This window comes from Streptomyces sp. NPDC002092, assembly GCF_053593775.1.
In genome coordinates this window covers 331,260-347,678 of sequence record NZ_JBSFDG010000001.1, presented here as the reverse complement: position 1 = coordinate 347,678, position 16,419 = coordinate 331,260, and the positions used below count along the sequence as shown (strand labels likewise).

Here is a 16,419-nt window from a genome sequence, read left to right as displayed (position 1 = left end):
TCGCTCGGCGCAGCGCCGCGCGGGCCGCGTCGGCGGGCCTTGCCTCGCTGCCCTGCGGAGCCTGCTCCTGCCCGGGGGGCTCCTGGTCCGCGTCCCGCTCGGATGCGGGTTCGTGGCCGGCAGCCCTGCCCTGCCCCGGTGCTCCGGTGCCGGGCTTCTCCCGTTGCCGGGCCTCCCTCAGTGCCCGGCGGGCCTCGTCGGCCGGGCCCGGGGTCATGTCGGCCTCCGGAGGGTGACCAGGTCGGTGAGTTCGCGGTCGGTCAGTTCGGTGAGGGCTGCCTCGCCGGAGCCGAGGATCGCGTCGGCCAACGCCCGCTTGGACTCCAGCATTTCGGCGATGCGGTCCTCGACCGTGCCCTCCGTGATGAGGCGGTGGACCTGGACCGGCTGGGTCTGGCCGATGCGGTAGGCGCGGTCGGTGGCCTGTTCCTCGACCGCCGGGTTCCACCAGCGGTCGAAGTGGATGACATGGCCCGCACGCGTCAGGTTCAGGCCGGTGCCGGCTGCCTTCAGCGACAGCACCAGGACCGGCGTCGAACCGCTCTGGAAGCGGTCCACCATCCGTTCGCGCTCCGGGACCGGCGTGCCGCCGTGGAGCAGGTCCACCGGGACCGCCCGGGAGGCCAGGTGCGCGGTGATCAGACGGGCCATCCCCACGTACTGGGTGAACACGAGCGCCGAGCCGTCCTCAGCGAGCAGCGTGTCCAACAGCTCGTCCAGGAGGGCGAGTTTGCCGGAACGCGCGAGCAGCCGTTCGCCCTGGGCAGCCTCCTCCTTGAGATACAGCGCGGGGTGGTTGCAGATCTGCTTCAGCGCGCCGAGCAGCTTGAGGACCAGGCCCCGGCGTGCGATGCCGTCCGAGGTCTCGATGGCCAGCATCGACTCCCGCACCACCGCCTCGTAGAGGGCGGCCTGTTCGCGGGTGAGCGGCACCGGGTGGTCCGTCTCCGTCTTGGGCGGCAGCTCCGGGACGATGCCGGGGTCGGACTTCTTGCGGCGCAGGAGGAAGGGGCGGACCAGACGGGCCAGGCGGGTCACCGCCTCCTCGTCCTCGCCGTTCTCCACGGCGCGCGCGTGCCGGGCGCGGAAGGATTTCAGGGGGCCGAGCAGTCCGGGTGTCGTCCAGTCGAGGAGAGCCCAGAGTTCGGAGAGGTTGTTCTCGACGGGCGTGCCGGTGAGGGCCACCCGCGCCGGGGACGGGATGGTGCGCAGGGCCTTGGCCGTCGCCGAGTACGGGTTCTTGACGTGCTGCGCCTCGTCCGCGACGACCATGCCCCAGCGCTGCTCGGCCAGTCGCGGTGCCGTCGTCCGCATCGTGCCGTAGGTGGTGAGGACGAAGCCGTCGGTCAGGTCGTCCAGGGTGCGGTCCGGGCCGTGGAAGCGGCGGACGGGAACGCCGGGCGCGAATCGGGTGATCTCCCGCTGCCAGTTGCCGAGCAGGGAGGCCGGGCAGACGACCAGGGTCGGCTCGCCGCGGGCGCGCTTGAGGTGGAGCGCGATGAGGGTGATCGTCTTGCCGAGCCCCATGTCGTCGGCGAGGCAGCCGCCGAGGCCGAGGGAGGTCATGAGGTCCAGCCAGGCCAGGCCCCGGAGTTGGTAGTCGCGGAGCGTGGCGTGCAGGCCGGAAGGGGGTTCGGCGGGGCGCACCCCGGCCGTCAGGCGGTCGCGCAGGGCCGCCAGGGCGCCGACCGGTACCGCCTCGACCGTCTCGCCGTCGACCTCCGCACTGCCGCTGAGCGCGACCGAGAGCGCGTCCACCGGGTCGAGCAAGCCCAGTTCGCGCTTGCGGGCCTTGCGGACCAGGGCGGGGTCGACCAGGACCCAGCGGTCCCGCAGCCGCACCACCGGCCGGTGGGCCTCGGCCAGGGCGTCCATCTCGGCCTCGCTGAGCGGGTCGCCGGCGAGCGCCAACTGCCAGCGGAACTGCAGGAGTTCCTCGCTCTCGAAGAAGCCGGTGCCGTCGGTCGCGGAGCCCGGCGCGGGCCGTACCACCGCGGCCGCGCTCAGGTCCTGTGCCAGGTCCCGGGGCCAGTGCACGGCGACCCCGGCGGCAGCGAGCCTCGTCGCCGCCACGCCGAGCAGTTCGCCCAGCTCCTCGTCGTACAGCGGCAGGACGTCGGGAACGTCCTGCTCGGAGAGCCGGTCCAGCGGCGGCCAGATGCGGGCCGCGCGCCGCACGGCGAGGGCCGCGTCCACGCGTGCGCGCGGGCCGAACGCCGCGTCCGCCTCGCCCGCCCACAGGGCCGCCGCGTCGGTGATCAGCGTGGGGTCGGCGAGGCTGTGCACCTGGACGATCGCCGCGCCCGCGGTGCGCACTCCCTCGTCCCGGTCGAACAGCTCGTACGCCGACAGGTCGAGGCGGAGCGAGATGCGCACGCCCGCGTCCATGCCGGCGGCGACCTCGGCGGCCCAGTCGTGGGCTTCGGGCAGGCGCTGCGGGCGGCGGTCGGCGAAGGGCCTGCCGGAGGCGTGCGGTGCGGCGGGGGTACGCGGGAGGGTGTCGGCGACCGCGTCCAGGAAGGAGCGCATCAGCGCCTCCGGCTCGGGCAGCCTGAGCGGGCCCGGGCCCGGCAGCGGGACCGCGTGGCCCTCGTACGGCAGGGCCGCGGCGACCGACCGGATGTGCGCGATGTCGTCCGGGTCCAGGGGGCCGGCCCGCCAGGCGTCGTGCCCGGTGGGCGTCAGGCCGGGCAGCAGGCGTCCGCGGGCGATGAGCCGCAGTGCGTGCAGGGCGGCCGCGCCCCAGCAGGCGGTGGCGGGGTGGGCGGCCGGGTGGCGGCGGGCGCGGACGAGGTGGGGCAGCGCCTCGCCGACCGGGAGGGACAGCGCGGGCGCGGTCCTGCGCCGTACTCCCGCGCCGTGCGGTCGTACGACCGTGAGCTCGGTGTCCCCGGCGGTCAGTGGGCCGCCCTCGGGATCCCAGAAGGCGATCCTGCCGTCCCGGGGCAGCGGGGCGGGCAGGAAGACGGCCGCGAGCCGGACGGGCACGGACTCCCCAGCGCCCTGCTCCCGCTCCCCCGCTCGCGCGGCCACCGCAGCCGTGTCGCGCATACGACCTGTCACCTCCCGTCCCGTGAGTCGGATCAGACGTCTTCGACTCTACGGGCGGGGTCTGACAATCGGCTCCGGCGGCCGCGCCGGGGCCCACCGCGTCACGGAACCGTGCGGGAGACGACGTAGAAGAACGGGTTGTGCCTGTTCCCCAGGCTCATCATGACGTACTGGGTGGGCTTGGGTGCCTTCTGCTCGTGGACCAGGCCGTACCAGGGGCCCGGGCTGGTGAAGTCCCAGCCGGTGATCTTCTGGTCCCGGGCGCTGATGGTGATGTCGCCCCGCTTCAGGTCGGCGCGGGTGACGCCCATGTCGTGGAGGAAGACGTCGAGGTTGCGCAGGGGGGTCTGGAACTGGACGTAGAGACGGCTGGTCTTCCAGTTGTTCGTCTCGTAGCTGGCGACCTTGCCCGAGGGGTGCGGCATCGGCACCTGGTAGAGGCGGCGCTGCACCTGCGACGGCCAGCCCTTGGTGAGACCGGTCGCCGCGTACTTGGCCTCCTTGTCCTTGCCGCTGTCGCGGCTCTGGTTGGCGGAGATCACCAGATAGCCGGCCGGTACGCCGATGAGCAGCACGATGATGAGCAGGGTGAGCGCCCTGCGGCGGATCTTGTGCCGGCGGTCCTCGGCCGGCCGGGGCGGCTCGTCCGGGGGCAGTGCCTGACGCGGCAGCGAGGCGGTCATGCGCTGTCCCGGGCGGAGCGGCGGGTCTCCAGGTACCGCTCGTAGCGCTCGTGCCGCTCGACCCTGCGGCGATTGGCGCGGCGGAAGCGGCGGGCGACCAGGCGGGCCAGGTCGGCGGCGCCGACCATGCCGGCCTCGGGGCCGAGCTGCGCGCGTGCGATACGGGCCTCGGGGCGGTATCCGCGGCCGGTGAGCTGACGCTTGAAGGCGTCCCTGGCGGGCCCGATCAGCAGGTCGTCGGCGGCCGAGACGCCGCCGCCGATCACGAAGCAGGACGGGTCCAGGGCGGCCGCAAGGTTCGCGATGCCGACGCCGAGCCACTGCCCGATGTCCTGCAGCAGCTCGATGCACATCGCGTCGCCCTCGCGGGCCAGCTCGGTGATCATCGGGCCGGTGATGTCGGCGATGTTGCCCTTGACGTGCTCGATGATCCCGTACGCCACCGGGGAGTCGGCGGCGGCCAGTTCCTTGGCCTCGCGGACCAGCGCGTTGCCCGAGCTGTACTGCTCCCAGCACCCGCGGTTGCCGCACGGGCAGCGGTGGCCGCCGGGCACGACCTGCATATGACCGAACTCACCCGCGACGCCGTACTTGCCGCGCTTGACCTGGCCGTCCTCCAGGATCGCGCCGCCGATGCCGGTGCCCAGCGTGATCATGACGAGGTGGTCCTCGCCGCGGCCGGCGCCGAAGCGCCACTCGGCCCAGGCTGCGGAGTTCGCGTCGTTGTCGACCAGGACCGGTACGGCCAGGCGGCCTGCGAGGCGGTCGCGCAGCGGCTCGTTGCGCCAGGACAGGTGGGGGGCGAACAGGATGCGGTTGCGGTCGGCATCGACCCAGCCGGCCGCGCCGATGCCCACCGCGTGCACGTCGTGCCGGTCGGAGAGGTCCAGGACCAGTTCGACGATGGTGTCCTCGACGACCTTGGGGCTCTTGGACTTGTCCGGGGTCTCCGCGCGGAGCTTCTCCAGGATGTTGCCGTCGGCGTCGACGACGCCCGCCATCACTTTTGTGCCGCCGATGTCGATGCCGACCGTGGGCACGCGGGGTGCGGTCAGGTGGGAGCGGCGCTCCCGGGTGCCCACCGTTCTCAGGGCGGGGGCACGGCGGGAACCTATGGGGGCGGTGAAGTTGCCGTAGGTGCTCATCAAGGCCCGATTGTGCCGCACGCTCACGCTGGGTGCCGAGCGGGGGAGCAATGGGGGGAGCCGTGTGTGGCGGTACCCACAGACCCGAGCCAATTGTCCTGACATTGCGACGAAGCGGGCTGAGCCCTCATCCCCCAGCCCCTCAGGACCGTACGAGCAACTGGAACTCGAACGAGTAGCGCGTCGGGCGGTAGGTGTGGGTGCCGTACTCGACCGCGCGGCCCGTGTCGTCGAAGGTGACGCGCTGCATGGTGAGCAGGGGCGCGCCCTCGGTTTCGGCGAGGCGGTCGGCCTCGGCGGCCGTGGCGGCGCGGGCGCCGATCGTCTGGCGGGCGCTGTGCAGATTGATCCCGGCGGCGCGCATCATGCGGTAGAGGCCGGTGGCCTCCAGCTGTGCGGTGTCCAGGTCGAGCAGGCCGGGCGGGATGAAGTTGCAGAGGTACGCCATCGGCTCGCCGTGGGCGAGGCGCAGGCGCTCCACGCGGTGGACGTCGCTGTCCTCGGCCACGTTGAGGGCCGCGGCGACCTCGGCGGTCGCGGGTACGAGCGTGTTGACGAGCACCTTGGTGGCAGGGCGCTGGCCGGCCGCCTCCAGGTCGTCGTAGAGACTGGAGAGCTCCAGGGGGCGCTTGACCTGGCTGTGCACGACCTGCGTGCCCACACCGCGGCGACGGACCAGGAGGCCCTTCTCGACGAGCGACTGGATGGCCTGGCGGACGGTGGGCCGGGACAGGCCGAGCCGGGCAGCCAGCTCGATCTCGTTGCCCAGCAGACTGCCGGGGGTGAGCGCTCCGTGCTCGATCGCCGCTTCGAGCTGCTGGGACAGCTGGAAGTACAACGGCACCGGAGAGCTCCGGTCCACACTGAGCTCGAGCGACGCGGTCGGGTCCACTTCTGGTTTCGGCACGGGGCGAGCGTAGCTCCACGAGTTGTTGACGGGAAGTTGTGTAGTTCGATTGTCCGGACATATGCATTGACAGCGTACGCACTGAACCCTCACTTTGTTTTCATGCGCATCGGGGTCATCGGTACGGGCCGCATCGGCACCATTCATGCGAACACGCTCAGCCGCAACCGTGACGTGGGGTCGCTGATCCTCACGGATGTGGATCCGGCGCGGGCCCAGGAGCTGGCGCTCCGCCTCGGGGAGACGGCCGCGCCGGGGGTCGACGAGATCTTCAAGTGGGGCGTGGACGCCGTGGTGATCACGACGGCGACGTCGGCCCACGCCGAACTGATCGGTCGGGCAGCACGCTCGGGCCTCCCGGTGTTCTGCGAGAAGCCCATAGCGCTCGATCTGCCCGGCACCCTGCATGCCATCGGCGAGGTCGAGGCGGCCGGGACGATTCTGCAGATGGGGTTCCAGCGCCGCTTCGACGCGGGATACACGGGCGCGCGCAACGCGGTGCTCGCGGGCCGGCTCGGGCGGCTGCACACCGTACGGGCGGTGACGTCCGACCAGGTGCCTCCCGCACCCGGGTGGCTGCGGGTGTCCGGCGGGCTGTACCGGGACGCGCTGATCCACGACTTCGACGCGCTGCGCTGGGTGACGGGGCACGAGGTCGTCGAGGTGTACGCGGCCGGGTCCGACGCGGGGCCGCCGATGTTCCGGGAGGCGGGTGACGTGGACACGGGGGCCGCGCTGCTCACGCTCGACGACGGCACCCTCGCCACGGCCACGGCGACGCGGCTGAACGGCGCCGGCTACGACGTCCGCATGGAGCTGGCCGGCGAGCTCGACCAGATCGTCGTGGGCCTGGACGACCGTACGCCGATCGCGTCCACGGAGCCGACCGGCCCACCGGCCGCGGACAAGCCGTGGTCCGGCTTCCTGGAGCGCTTCGGGCCTGCCTACGAGGCCGAGCTGGCCGCATTCGTCGAGGTAGTCCTCGGGCAGCGGGCCAACCCCTGCGACGGCCGCGAGGCTCTGCAGGCACTGCGTATCGCCGAGGCCTGCGAGGTCTCCCGACGGGAGCGCAGACAGGTGGCGCTCGCGGAGATCCCGGGGCGGGCCGAGACCGCCTTCAGGTGAGCCGCCGTCGCCCTTGACGGTAGCGCGGCCACCAGCGCACCCCGCGCATCAGCATGCCGAGGAGCCCATCGCGGGCGGAGCATCGGATCGCCAAGGCCTGCGAGGGCTTCCGACGAGAGCGCGGAGCGGTGTCCCTGCGGAGCTCCCGGGGCGGGTGGCGTCGGCGTTCAGGTGAGCAGGCGTATCGCGGGAACAATTCCTGCGCGGTCGCGCGAAGCCCGCAGCGGCCGGCCGCGCCCTGAAGCGGCGCGCGGCTGCATCGATTGCGGCACCGCGGGCCGCGACAGACCCCGACGACGCCGCAGACGAACGACCGGCGACCCGAGGAGCACTCAGTGCCCGCTCCCCTCCGGTTCCTCCAGCAGGCCCGCGTCGTACGCCAACAGGGCGATCTGCACACGGTTGTTGAGGTCGAGCTTGGCCAGGATGCGGGAGACATGGGTCTTGACGGTGGCGACGCTCATGAAGAGCGTGGCGGCGATCTCGGCGTTGGACAGGCCGCGGCCGACCGCGACGGCGACCTCGCGTTCGCGGTCGTTGAGGGTGTCGATGCGCACGCGCGCGTGCGTGCGCCGGGTGTCGGCTCCGGAGCCGGCGGCGTGCTCCATCAACTGCCGCGTGACCGTGGGCGACAGCACGGGGTCGCCCACCGCGACCCGGCGCACGGCGTCGACGATCTCGGCGGGCGGGGTGTCCTTCAGCACGAACCCGGCGGCACCCGCGCGCAAGGCGCGCAGCACCTGTTCGTCGGCGTGGAAGGTGGTGAGGACCACGACCTGCGGGGCGTCCTTGCGGTCCCGCAGCCGCTCGGTGGCCGTCAGGCCGTCCACCGACGGCATCCGGATGTCCATGAGGACCACGTCGGGGCGGGTGCGGTCGACGAGTTCCTCGACCTCGGCGCCGTCGGCGGCCTCGCCGACGATCTCGATGTCCTCGGCGCCGCCCATCATCAGGGACAGCCCGGCCCGCACCAGGGGGTCGTCGTCGACGAGGAGCAGTCTGATCGCAGTCATGGGCCTTACGTAATCACGGTGGGCGGGGCCGCCGCGCCCGGGTCGCGTCATCCCCAGGGCAGCCAGGCCCGCACCCGGAACCCGCCGTCCGGCTCCGGCCCGTGCTCCAGCCGGCCGCCGGTCAGGGTGGCCCGTTCCGTGAGCCCGATCAGCCCCTGCCCGGAGCCGGGCACGGCGGGCACCTCCCCCTCCGGGGCGGGATTGCGCACGTCCACGACGAGTCCCTCGCCGGGGGCGCCCGTGACGGAGACGGTGACCTCGGTGCCGGGGGCGTGTTTGCGGGCGTTGGTCAGGGCCTCCTGGGCGATGCGGTACGCGGTGCGGCCGACGGAGGACGGGACGGCGGCGGGGTCGGTGACGCGGCTTGCGAGGGTGACCTTCATGCCGGCCTCGCGGCACTCGGCGACCAGCCCGTCCAGCGCGGCGAGCGTCGGCTGCGGGCGGCCCGCGTCGTCGGGCTCGGCCGCCCGCAGCACGCCGATGATCTCCCGCAGGTCCTGGAGGGCCTCGTGCGCGCTCTCGCGGATGACGCCGGCCGCCCGCGCGACCTCCTCCCGGGGTGCGTCGGGCCGGAACTCCAGGGCGCCCGCGTGCACGCTCAGCAGCGTCAGCCGGTGCGCGAGGACGTCATGCATCTCGCGGGCGATGGCCTCGCGGGCCAGCCGCTGCGCCTGCTCGGCGCGCAGCCGAGCCTCCGTCTCGGCACGCCGGGCGCGGTCGCGCAGGCTCACCATGAGCTGGCGCTTGGACCGTACGAACATGCCCCAGCCGATGACGGTGAGGGTGAGCAGTTCGGCGAACGCGACCGCTCCCGCGTACTGCAGGTCCGGGTCCGGGCGCAGCCAGAAGAACGGCGGGATCAGCGCGAGGGAGATGCCACCGATCCAGGCGACGTACCGGAAGGGCCGGTGCACGGCGAGGGTGAAGACGGCGACCATGCCGGCGCCGCCCGCCGTGTTCGACAGGAGGCCGACGGGGATCATCGCGACGGCGAGCCCGAGCGGCCAGCGGCGGCGCGCCCACACCGCGGCGCAGGACAGCGCACCCAGCAGCTGGTCGACGACGGCGAGGGCGTGCGGGGTGTGCGTGTCGCGGTGCAGGGTGTTCGCGGCCGCAAGACCGATGGCGACGGCGAGCAGGAAGCAGGTGAAGTCGACGACCCAGTCCCGCACGGTGCGCCGGGGCCGTCCGGACCGCCCCGCGTCGAGGTCGATCTCGTGCAGCAGCGCCGACGGGAACAGCCATCTGCGGCCGATGACCCCCGTGGCCGGTGTCGGCTTGTCATCCCTCACGGTCGACAAATCTACGCAGTGCGGCGCGCCGCCACCCCTCCGCACGAAGGATCGCCGACCAAAGTTGCACCACTGGAGACTTTCGGCGCGCGCCGCCACCGGAAGGTGGACTCCCGGTGGGCACGACTCGCCCCGCGGCCGATGTCTGTGGGGGGTCCGCGGGGCGAGGGTCGGAGTATGAGGCAGCTGCTGGAGCTACTCGGATTCATCGCCCTGGTGCAGGGCGGGCTGGGCCTGGTGCACGAGTTCACCCACTGGCATGTGGGCCTCGTGCAACGGCTCGGCTTCCTCGACGGCTACGGGGTCTACGTGAGCGTCGCCCTGGTGGTGCCGGCGCTCGCGCTGTTCGCCGCCGCGGAGAGCCGGAAGTCCGGATGAGCGCCGACCGGACCTCCGGCGCACCGTTCCCTCGGAATGACCGAGCGGGGGAAGTCGCTCAGCAGCCGAAGTCGATCAGGTTGAACGTGGCGTAGTGGTCCGAGGTGTAGTAGTCCTCCTGGGTCTCCTCACCGGTCACGATGCGGCGGGCACCGCGCGTGGAGGAGCCGGGAGTGATGACCGTGTACTCGTGGTAGTACCCGGACGACTGGCTCGGCAGGACGCCTTCGCGGTTGGAGAAGACGGTGCCGTCCTGCGAGTACGGGTACGGGCCGCCCTGGGCGATCAGGTCGAGGGTGTCGTGCGCCTGGGAGGGCAGGGAGTTGTAGCAGATGCTGCCGACGGAGTCGGCGGCGGCGTCCGCGGTGGTGGCGGTGACGGCGCCGCCCACGAGGAGGGCGGACAGCAGAACGGCTGCGGCACCGATGCGAGTGGTGCGTGTGGGGGTTGTCATGCCCTCATGATGACGCGCGTAGATAGTGGCATGTCAATGTCAAGTCCGTAGATTTTCCCGTCAAGTCGGATGAGTTTTCCGCGCGTTAACCTGCGGCCCTGCGCCCCCACGCGGTCCCCACAAGCACCAGCGCACCGCCCGCCAGGGCGAGGGCCCCGAGCCGTTCCCCGCCGAGCGCGATGCCGGCCGCGGCGGCCCACAGGGGCTCGGTGCCGAGCAGCAGGCTGACCCGCGAGGGGGAGGTCCGGCGCACGGCCCACATCTGCACGAAGAACGCGAACAGCGTGCAACACACGGACAGGAACAGCAGCCCGGCCCACTCGCGTGCCCCGAAGCCGGCCGCGGTGCCCCCCGGCGTGGCGTCGGCGCCGACGGACAGGACCGCGAACACCGCTACGGCGGCGCCCAGTTGGACCGTGGTGAGCGGCAGTGCGTCGGCGCCCTGGACGGCCTTGATGCGGGACATGGCGAGGACGTGCACGGTGCGGGCGAGGGCGGCGAGCAGCATCAGCAGGTCGCCGAGGGAGGGGCGGGTGAAGCCGCCGCCCTGGGTGAGCAGGACGACGCCGAGCACGGAGAGGCCGGCCGCCGCGAGGAACGCCCGCGGCGGTCGGACGCGCGTGACGGCGGCCTCGGCGAGCGGGGTGAAGATCATGGTGAGGCTGATGATGAGGCCGGCGTTGGTCGCCGAGGTGTGGACGACGCCGTACGTCTCCAGCAGGAAGATCCCGCCGAGGATCAGCCCGAGCAGAGCGGCGCCGCGCCACTGGGCGGCGGTGAGGGCGCGCAGGGAGCGTCGCGCGACGACGGCGAGCACGGGCAGGACCACGGCGAAGCGCAGCACCAGGACGGCCAGCACCGTCCGGGCGGTGGTGATGTCCTTGGCGGCGAGATAGCTCGCGCCCCACACGACCGCGACGAGCAGCACGGGCAGGTCGGTGAGCCAGGCTCGGCGGGGCACGAGCGGGCGCGGTACGGCGATCGACGACATGAGGGCGGCTCTCCCGGTCTCCGACGGGTGTGCGGAGACGTCGGCGGCTCCCACGAGGAGCGATCACCGTACCGGTGCGGCACATCTTGGGCTAGGCGTTTTCCGGGAGCTCGTACGAGCCGTAGTCGGGCCGGCCGGCGACGTCGTACGACTGGATGGAGACCCCGGCGCGGGTGGTACGGCCGCCCGTGTGGCGGAACTTGGTCGGCACGGCGCCCTCCCTGAAGAGACGGAGGCCGGTGCCGAGCACCACCGGGAACGTCACCAGGTGGACGGTGTCGAGGAGGCCGAGGTCCAGCAGGGACTGGACGAGGGCGCCGCTGCCGTGCACCTGGAGTTCGCCGTCGGTGCGCTCCTTGAGGGCGGTGACCTCCTTGGCGAGGTCGCCGCCGATCACCGTCGTGCCGGCCCAGGCCGGGTCGCTGAGGGTGGACGACGGGACGTACTTCGGCAGCGCGTTCAGCTGGGCGGCGATGCGGTTGGCTGGGTCGGTCACCTTCGGCCAGTACGAGGCGAAGATGTCGTACGTACGGCGGCCGAGGAGGAACGCGGCGGGGCGCTCGAAGACCTCGCCGACGAACCGGCCGAAGTCCTCGTCGCCGTAGACGAAACTCCAGCCGCCGTGCTCGAAGCCGCCCCGGGTGTCCTCCTGGGGGCCGCCGGGGGCCTGGTAGACGCCGTCGAGGGTGACGAAGATCGTGGAGACGAGCTTGCCCATGGCGGGTGCCTGCTTCCTTGTGTGGGGTCTGCTGTCATCACCTCAGACCCCACCGGCACCCGCAACTCATCGGTCGGACCCGCGGCACCTGACCGGCCTCCGTCATCCGGCGTTGGTGGAGAACAGGCCGCCGGTCGGGCCCTGCTTGTCGCCGCCCTGTGCCTTCTTCAGGGCGTTCGCCAGGCTCTCGATGGTGAGGGACTGCAGGATCACCCGGCCGTTGCCCTCCAGGGTCGCCAGGGACAGGCCCTCGCCGCCGAAGACGGCGTTCATGATCCCCTGGCGGTTGAGGCCGCCGACGCGCTGGACGCCGTACTGGATGCCCTCCTCGAAGGCGACGACGCAGCCCGTGTCGACCTCGATGCGGCCGCCGAAGTCGGCCGGGTTCAGGTCGATGAAGTTGCCGGCGCCCGCGATGATCACCGTGCCGTACCCGGTGAACTTCTCGAGGATGAAGCCCTCGCCGCCGCTCATGCCGGTGCGGCCGCCCTGGAAGGCGATGCCGAAGTCGACGGTGGACTCGGCGGCCACGAAGGCGTCCTTCTCGGCGAACCACGCGCGTGTGCCGTCCAGTTCCAGGGCGCGCATCTCGCCCGGGAGCACGCCCGCGAAGCCGACGGTGCCCTCGCCGCCCTGTGCGCTGAAGTACTGGAACGCCATCGACTCGCCCGCGAGCATGCGCTGGCCGACCTGCATGGCCGTGCCCATGGCCTGCCGCAGCATGCCGCCCATGCCGCCGCCTCCGCCCTGGGACTGCCCGCCGCTGTTCGACGGACCGGAGAGGCGGGTCTCCATGGTCACGTTCACCGTCTTGAACAGGAACTTCCCCGCCTCGCAGTAGACGGTCTGGCCGGGGCTCAGGTTGACGACCGCCATCTGCATGGCGTTGCCGACGATCTCTTGCTGAAGTGTCACGTGGGGAGAACGCGGGAGGTGGAGGTAAGAGTTCCGGCCCGACCCGGTGTGTTCCGGCCACTCGATCTCGGTGTCCGTTGGCCGCCAGCATGGCAGTGCCGCAGCCGCTGGGATGGACCCATGACAACGACTTACGGAACTCTCGACGGCAAGGTGGCCCTGGTCACCGGCGGCAGCCGCGGCATCGGCGCGGCGACGGCGCTGCGGCTCGCACGGGACGGCGCGGACGTGGCCGTGACGTATGTGACCGGCAAGGATGCCGCCGCGGACGTCGTACGGCGGATCGAGGCGCTGGGGCGGCGGGCGGTGGCCCTGCGGGCGGATTCCGCGGACGCGGAGGAGGCGGTGGGGGCGGTGGAGCGCACCGCCGAGGCGCTGGATGCGCTGGACGTGCTCGTGAACAACGCGGGCGTCGGCGTGCTGGGGCCGTTGGACGGCCTGGCGCTCGCCGATGTCGACCGGGTGCTCGCCGTGAACGTCCGCGGGGTGTTTCTGACCTCGCAGGCGGCGGCTGCGCGGATGCCGTCCGGCGGACGGATCATCACCATCGGTACGTGTATGACTCAGCGGGTGCCGGGGGCGGGTGGGACGCTGTACGCCACGAGCAAGGCGGCGCTGGTGGGGCTGACGAAGGCGCTCGCGCGGGAGTTGGGCGGGCGGGGGATCGCGGCGAACATCGTGCATCCCGGGCCGATCGACACGGATATGAATCCGGCGGATGGGCCGTACGCGGCCGGGCAGGCGGCGATGACGGCGGTGGGGCGGTTCGGGACGGCGGAGGAGGTGGCGGGGACGGTGGCGTATCTGGCGGGGGCGGAGTACGTCACGGGCGCGGAGTTCGCGGTGGACGGCGGGTTTGCGGCGTGACGCTGTCGAGGGTTTTCGCCCCCGCCGCCCCTTCCCGTTCCCGTCCCTGGGGGCTGCCGCCCCCAGACCCCCGCTTTCGGCCTGAACGGCCTCGTCCTCAAACGCCGGACGGGCTGAAAAAATCAGCGGGGGTCCGGGGGCTGGCCCCGGCGGCGAGGAACAGCCTGCCTCAGCCGCCCAGTTCCTGGTGCCGGGCTGCCAGCGCTGATGCACCCGCCTGTGTCAGCGAGCCGTACAGCCGCAGCCGCGAGATGCCGCCGTCCGGGAAGATGTCCACGCGCGCGTGGGTGCCGACCGCCGGGTTCGGCAGGACGAAGCGGTGGTTGGTGTCGGGCTGCAGGCGGGTGCGTGGCAGGATCTCGCGCCAGTCGCCGTCCTCACCGTCCTTCACCGACACCGAGGCCCACCCCGCGCTGTTCCCCTTCAGATACGCCGTGTCGATCTCGATCGCACGGATCTGGGACTGGGCCGCCAGGCGGTAGCGGATCCAGTCGTTGCCCTGGTCGCGGCGGCGGCGCGTCTCCCAGCCGTCGTCCATCTTGCGGGAGCGGCCCGGCTGGATGGTGTTCGTGGCCGGGGAGTAGAAGAGGTTGGAGGCGTCCTCGGCCTGGCCGCCGTTCTCCAGGGCGACGACGTCGAAGGTGCCCAGGGTCGCCAGCCATTCCGGGTCCGGGACGACCTCGCCGTACACGCGCAGGCGCGCGATGCCGCCGTCGGGGTGCTGGTTGACCCGCAGATGTGTGAAGCGCTGCTCGACCGAGACGGCGAAGCCGTTGGCCGCGTGGCCGCCCACCGGGGTGCGCGGGACGAGGGGCGTCCACTTCACGTCGTCACCCAAAAGCTCCTCCGGGGACGGTGAGCCGGGTACGGAGGTGCCCTCGACCGAGACGGCCTGCGGGTAGTTGCCGCGGAAGTGGGCCGTGTCGACCACGATCCCCCGGATCACGCCCGGCGCTCCCAGCCGGACCAGCGCCCAGTCGTGGTCCTCGGCCGTGGGCCACGGGTGGTCGGCCGAGGCGCCACGGCGGCGGCGCGTCTCCCAGCCGTCCATGATCTTGCCCTTGTGCCCGAAGTGCTCGGGGTCGAACTCGGCCCGCTCGGGCACCAGCAGGTTCTCGCGCTGGGCGAAGAACTCGTCGTTGGCGGCGATCACGCCGGCCCCGAGGCGCCGGTCGGCGAGGTTGGCGTACTGGGTGAACGGGAAGTCGGCGGTGCGGTAGTCGGCGTACGGGTCACCGCCTCCGTACGGGTTCGCGTCGCCGGTGAAACTAGGTATCGCCGTCACGGTGATCAGATCGTCCTTTCGGGGTCGGCCGCTGCGGGTGCGGGAGAGTCGTTCAGTGGTCGCGGGTGAGCAGCTGCCCCTTCGGTTCGGTGAACTCGCCGTCCGCGACGATGCGTTCGCCGCGCAGCCAGGTCGACTTCACGACGCCGTACAGGGTCTTGCCCGCGTACGCCGTCACGCGGTTGCGGTGCTGGAGGGCCGCCGGGTCCACGGTGAACGTCTCGTCGGGTGCGAGGACCGCGAAGTCGGCGTCGCGGCCGGCCTCGATGGCGCCCTTGCGGGTGTCCAGGCCCACCAGTTCCGCCGTGCCCGAGGACATCCAGCGGACCACGTCCTCCAGGCCGTGTCCGCGCCTGCGCGCCTCGGTCCACACCGCGGACAGGCTCAGCTGGAGGCCGGAGATGCCGCCCCAGGCGGTCGCGAAGTCGTCCGTCTTGAGGTCGGCCGTGGACGGGGAGTGGTCGGTGACCACGCAGTCGATGGTGCCGTCCGCCAGCGCCTGCCACAGCAGGTCCTGGTTGGCGGCCTCGCGGATGGGCGGGCAGCACTTGAACTCGCTTGCGCCGTCCGGGACTTCCTCGGCCGTCAAGGTCAGATAGTGGGGGCAGGTCTCGACCGTGACCCGCACGCCTTCCGCCTTCGCCTCGGCGATCAGCGGGAGTGCGTCGCTCGACGACAGGTGCAGGACGTGCACACGCGCGCCCAGACGTTTCGCCTGGGCGATGAGCTGGGCGATCGCCGTGTCCTCGGCGTCGCGCGGGCGGGAGGCGAGGAAGTCGGCGTACTTGGGGCCGCCGTGCTGCGGGGCCGCGTCCAGGTGGTGCGGGTCCTCGGCGTGCACGATCAGCAGACCGCCGAAGGAGGCGATCTCGGCCAGGGACTGGGCGAGCCGGTCGTGGTCGAGGTGCGGGAACTCGTCCACCCCGGACGGCGACAGGAACGCCTTGAAGCCGAAGACTCCGGACTCGTGCAGCGGGCGCAGGTCCTTGATGTTGTCGGGCAGGGCTCCGCCCCAGAAGCCGACGTCGATGTGCGCCTTGTCGGCGGCGACCGCCTGCTTCGTACGGAGGTTGTCGACCGTCGTGGTCGGCGGCAGGGAGTTGAGCGGCATGTCGACCAGGGTGGTGATGCCGCCGGCCGCCGCCGCGCGGGTGGCGGTCCAGAAGCCCTCCCACTCGGTGCGTCCGGGGTCGTTGACGTGCACGTGCGTGTCGACCAGGCCGGGCAGCAGGACGTGGTCGCCGAAGTCCTCCAGGCGGGCGTCCGAGGGTACGGCGGCCTCGTACGGGAGCACGGCCGTGATCCTGCCGCCGGAGACCGTGACCGTGGCGGGACGCGTCCCCTCGGGTGTGATGACGCGCGTCGAGCGCAGCACCAGTTCTGTGTCGGACACCCGGACCCCTCTCAGCCGCCGCGATTTACTTCCACGTAACGGAATTCAACTTTCTGTTGAAGGAGTCTTCACTCCCGCTTCCGCGCCGTCAAGGGCACACTTCTCCACAGTGCACCCCCTGCACCTAGTCTGGACGTTTCCACAAAGCGGAATTAGAATTCCAGCAAGCAGAACGTAGCTAGGTACAAGCAGGGAGTCAACC

The 16,419-nt window shown here is 72.1% G+C and carries 15 protein-coding genes; 3 read left to right on the top strand and 12 right to left on the bottom strand.

The window, feature by feature from the left end; translation table 11 throughout:
* Positions 1-213: 213 nt before the first annotated feature.
* The 4 genes from ACWCRD_RS01570 to ACWCRD_RS01555 form a co-directional block, all read right to left on the bottom strand.
* On the bottom strand, positions 214-3,051 hold the full coding sequence (locus ACWCRD_RS01570; RefSeq protein WP_450963942.1) for an SNF2-related protein: 2,838 nt from the start codon (positions 3,049-3,051) through the stop codon (positions 214-216).
* 101 nt (positions 3,052-3,152) lie between these two features.
* Positions 3,153-3,734 (bottom strand): sugar kinase, encoded by a 582-nt coding sequence (locus ACWCRD_RS01565; protein WP_450963941.1) that lies wholly within the window; start codon positions 3,732-3,734, stop codon positions 3,153-3,155.
* The gene (locus ACWCRD_RS01560) at positions 3,731-4,879 is read right to left on the bottom strand and encodes an ROK family glucokinase (protein WP_365834325.1); all 1,149 of its coding nucleotides are present in this window, start codon (positions 4,877-4,879) and stop codon (positions 3,731-3,733) included. The genes ACWCRD_RS01565 and ACWCRD_RS01560 overlap by 4 nt, the downstream gene beginning before the upstream one ends.
* Before the next feature lie 142 nt (positions 4,880-5,021).
* A complete protein-coding gene (locus ACWCRD_RS01555) occupies positions 5,022-5,771 on the bottom strand; it encodes a GntR family transcriptional regulator (RefSeq protein ID WP_450964351.1) in 750 nt (249 codons plus the stop codon).
* Positions 5,772-5,888: 117 nt separating this feature from the next.
* Between ACWCRD_RS01555 and ACWCRD_RS01550 the strand changes: the two genes are divergently transcribed.
* Positions 5,889-6,911: a Gfo/Idh/MocA family protein gene (locus ACWCRD_RS01550; protein WP_450963940.1), complete on the top strand. Its 1,023-nt coding sequence runs from the start codon at positions 5,889-5,891 to the stop codon at positions 6,909-6,911.
* A 332-nt stretch (positions 6,912-7,243) separates the two neighbouring features.
* Here ACWCRD_RS01550 and ACWCRD_RS01545 read toward each other — a convergent pair whose 3' ends face one another.
* Positions 7,244-7,924, bottom strand: coding sequence for a response regulator transcription factor (locus tag ACWCRD_RS01545; RefSeq protein WP_450963939.1), 681 nt, complete (start codon positions 7,922-7,924; stop codon positions 7,244-7,246).
* 47 nt (positions 7,925-7,971) lie between these two features.
* Complete coding sequence (locus ACWCRD_RS01540) at positions 7,972-9,225, bottom strand: sensor histidine kinase (protein WP_450963938.1); 1,254 nt, start codon at positions 9,223-9,225, stop codon at positions 7,972-7,974.
* A gap of 168 nt (positions 9,226-9,393) precedes the next feature.
* Between ACWCRD_RS01540 and ACWCRD_RS01535 the strand changes: the two genes are divergently transcribed.
* Positions 9,394-9,594 carry a hypothetical protein gene (locus ACWCRD_RS01535; protein WP_450963937.1) on the top strand — a complete coding sequence of 67 codons (201 nt, stop codon included), beginning with the start codon at positions 9,394-9,396 and terminating at the stop codon, positions 9,592-9,594.
* 58 nt (positions 9,595-9,652) lie between these two features.
* On the opposite strand, the gene ACWCRD_RS01530 is transcribed toward ACWCRD_RS01535, so the two are convergent.
* The 4 genes from ACWCRD_RS01530 to ACWCRD_RS01515 all read right to left on the bottom strand — a co-directional run bounded on the left by ACWCRD_RS01530 (position 9,653) and on the right by ACWCRD_RS01515 (position 12,672).
* Positions 9,653-10,048: a ribonuclease gene (locus tag ACWCRD_RS01530; RefSeq protein ID WP_450963936.1), complete on the bottom strand. Its 396-nt coding sequence runs from the start codon at positions 10,046-10,048 to the stop codon at positions 9,653-9,655.
* An 85-nt stretch (positions 10,049-10,133) separates the two neighbouring features.
* Positions 10,134-11,039 carry a DMT family transporter gene (locus ACWCRD_RS01525; RefSeq protein ID WP_450963935.1) on the bottom strand — a complete coding sequence of 302 codons (906 nt, stop codon included), beginning with the start codon at positions 11,037-11,039 and terminating at the stop codon, positions 10,134-10,136.
* Positions 11,040-11,130: 91 nt separating this feature from the next.
* On the bottom strand, positions 11,131-11,757 hold the full coding sequence (locus ACWCRD_RS01520; protein WP_450963934.1) for a dihydrofolate reductase family protein: 627 nt from the start codon (positions 11,755-11,757) through the stop codon (positions 11,131-11,133).
* 102 nt (positions 11,758-11,859) lie between these two features.
* A complete protein-coding gene (locus ACWCRD_RS01515; protein WP_450963933.1) occupies positions 11,860-12,672 on the bottom strand; it encodes an AIM24 family protein in 813 nt (270 codons plus the stop codon).
* 120 nt (positions 12,673-12,792) lie between these two features.
* Here ACWCRD_RS01515 and ACWCRD_RS01510 point away from each other — a divergent pair, with 120 nt between their 5' ends.
* Positions 12,793-13,539, top strand: coding sequence for an SDR family oxidoreductase (locus tag ACWCRD_RS01510; RefSeq protein WP_450963932.1), 747 nt, complete (start codon positions 12,793-12,795; stop codon positions 13,537-13,539).
* A gap of 169 nt (positions 13,540-13,708) precedes the next feature.
* Here the strand turns inward: ACWCRD_RS01510 and alc are convergent, their stop codons facing one another.
* Positions 13,709-14,824 (bottom strand): allantoicase, encoded by a 1,116-nt coding sequence (gene alc, locus ACWCRD_RS01505; protein ID WP_450963931.1) that lies wholly within the window; start codon positions 14,822-14,824, stop codon positions 13,709-13,711.
* Positions 14,825-14,876: 52 nt separating this feature from the next.
* Positions 14,877-16,217: an allantoinase AllB gene (gene allB, locus ACWCRD_RS01500; protein ID WP_450963930.1), complete on the bottom strand. Its 1,341-nt coding sequence runs from the start codon at positions 16,215-16,217 to the stop codon at positions 14,877-14,879.
* Positions 16,218-16,419: the final 202 nt, after the last annotated feature.

Coding starts and splice junctions, on each gene's coding strand:
- ACWCRD_RS01520 (WP_450963934.1), bottom strand. CDS start 11,757: ATGGGCAAGCTCGTCTCCACGATCTTCGTCACCCTCGACGGCGTCTAC.
- ACWCRD_RS01510 (WP_450963932.1), top strand. CDS start 12,793: ATGACAACGACTTACGGAACTCTCGACGGCAAGGTGGCCCTGGTCACC.
- ACWCRD_RS01570 (WP_450963942.1), bottom strand. CDS start 3,051: ATGCGCGACACGGCTGCGGTGGCCGCGCGAGCGGGGGAGCGGGAGCAG.
- ACWCRD_RS01530 (WP_450963936.1), bottom strand. CDS start 10,048: ATGACAACCCCCACACGCACCACTCGCATCGGTGCCGCAGCCGTTCTG.
- ACWCRD_RS01535 (WP_450963937.1), top strand. CDS start 9,394: ATGAGGCAGCTGCTGGAGCTACTCGGATTCATCGCCCTGGTGCAGGGC.
- ACWCRD_RS01565 (WP_450963941.1), bottom strand. CDS start 3,734: ATGACCGCCTCGCTGCCGCGTCAGGCACTGCCCCCGGACGAGCCGCCC.
- ACWCRD_RS01560 (WP_365834325.1), bottom strand. CDS start 4,879: ATGAGCACCTACGGCAACTTCACCGCCCCCATAGGTTCCCGCCGTGCC.
- ACWCRD_RS01545 (WP_450963939.1), bottom strand. CDS start 7,924: ATGACTGCGATCAGACTGCTCCTCGTCGACGACGACCCCCTGGTGCGG.
- ACWCRD_RS01525 (WP_450963935.1), bottom strand. CDS start 11,039: ATGTCGTCGATCGCCGTACCGCGCCCGCTCGTGCCCCGCCGAGCCTGG.
- ACWCRD_RS01550 (WP_450963940.1), top strand. CDS start 5,889: ATGCGCATCGGGGTCATCGGTACGGGCCGCATCGGCACCATTCATGCG.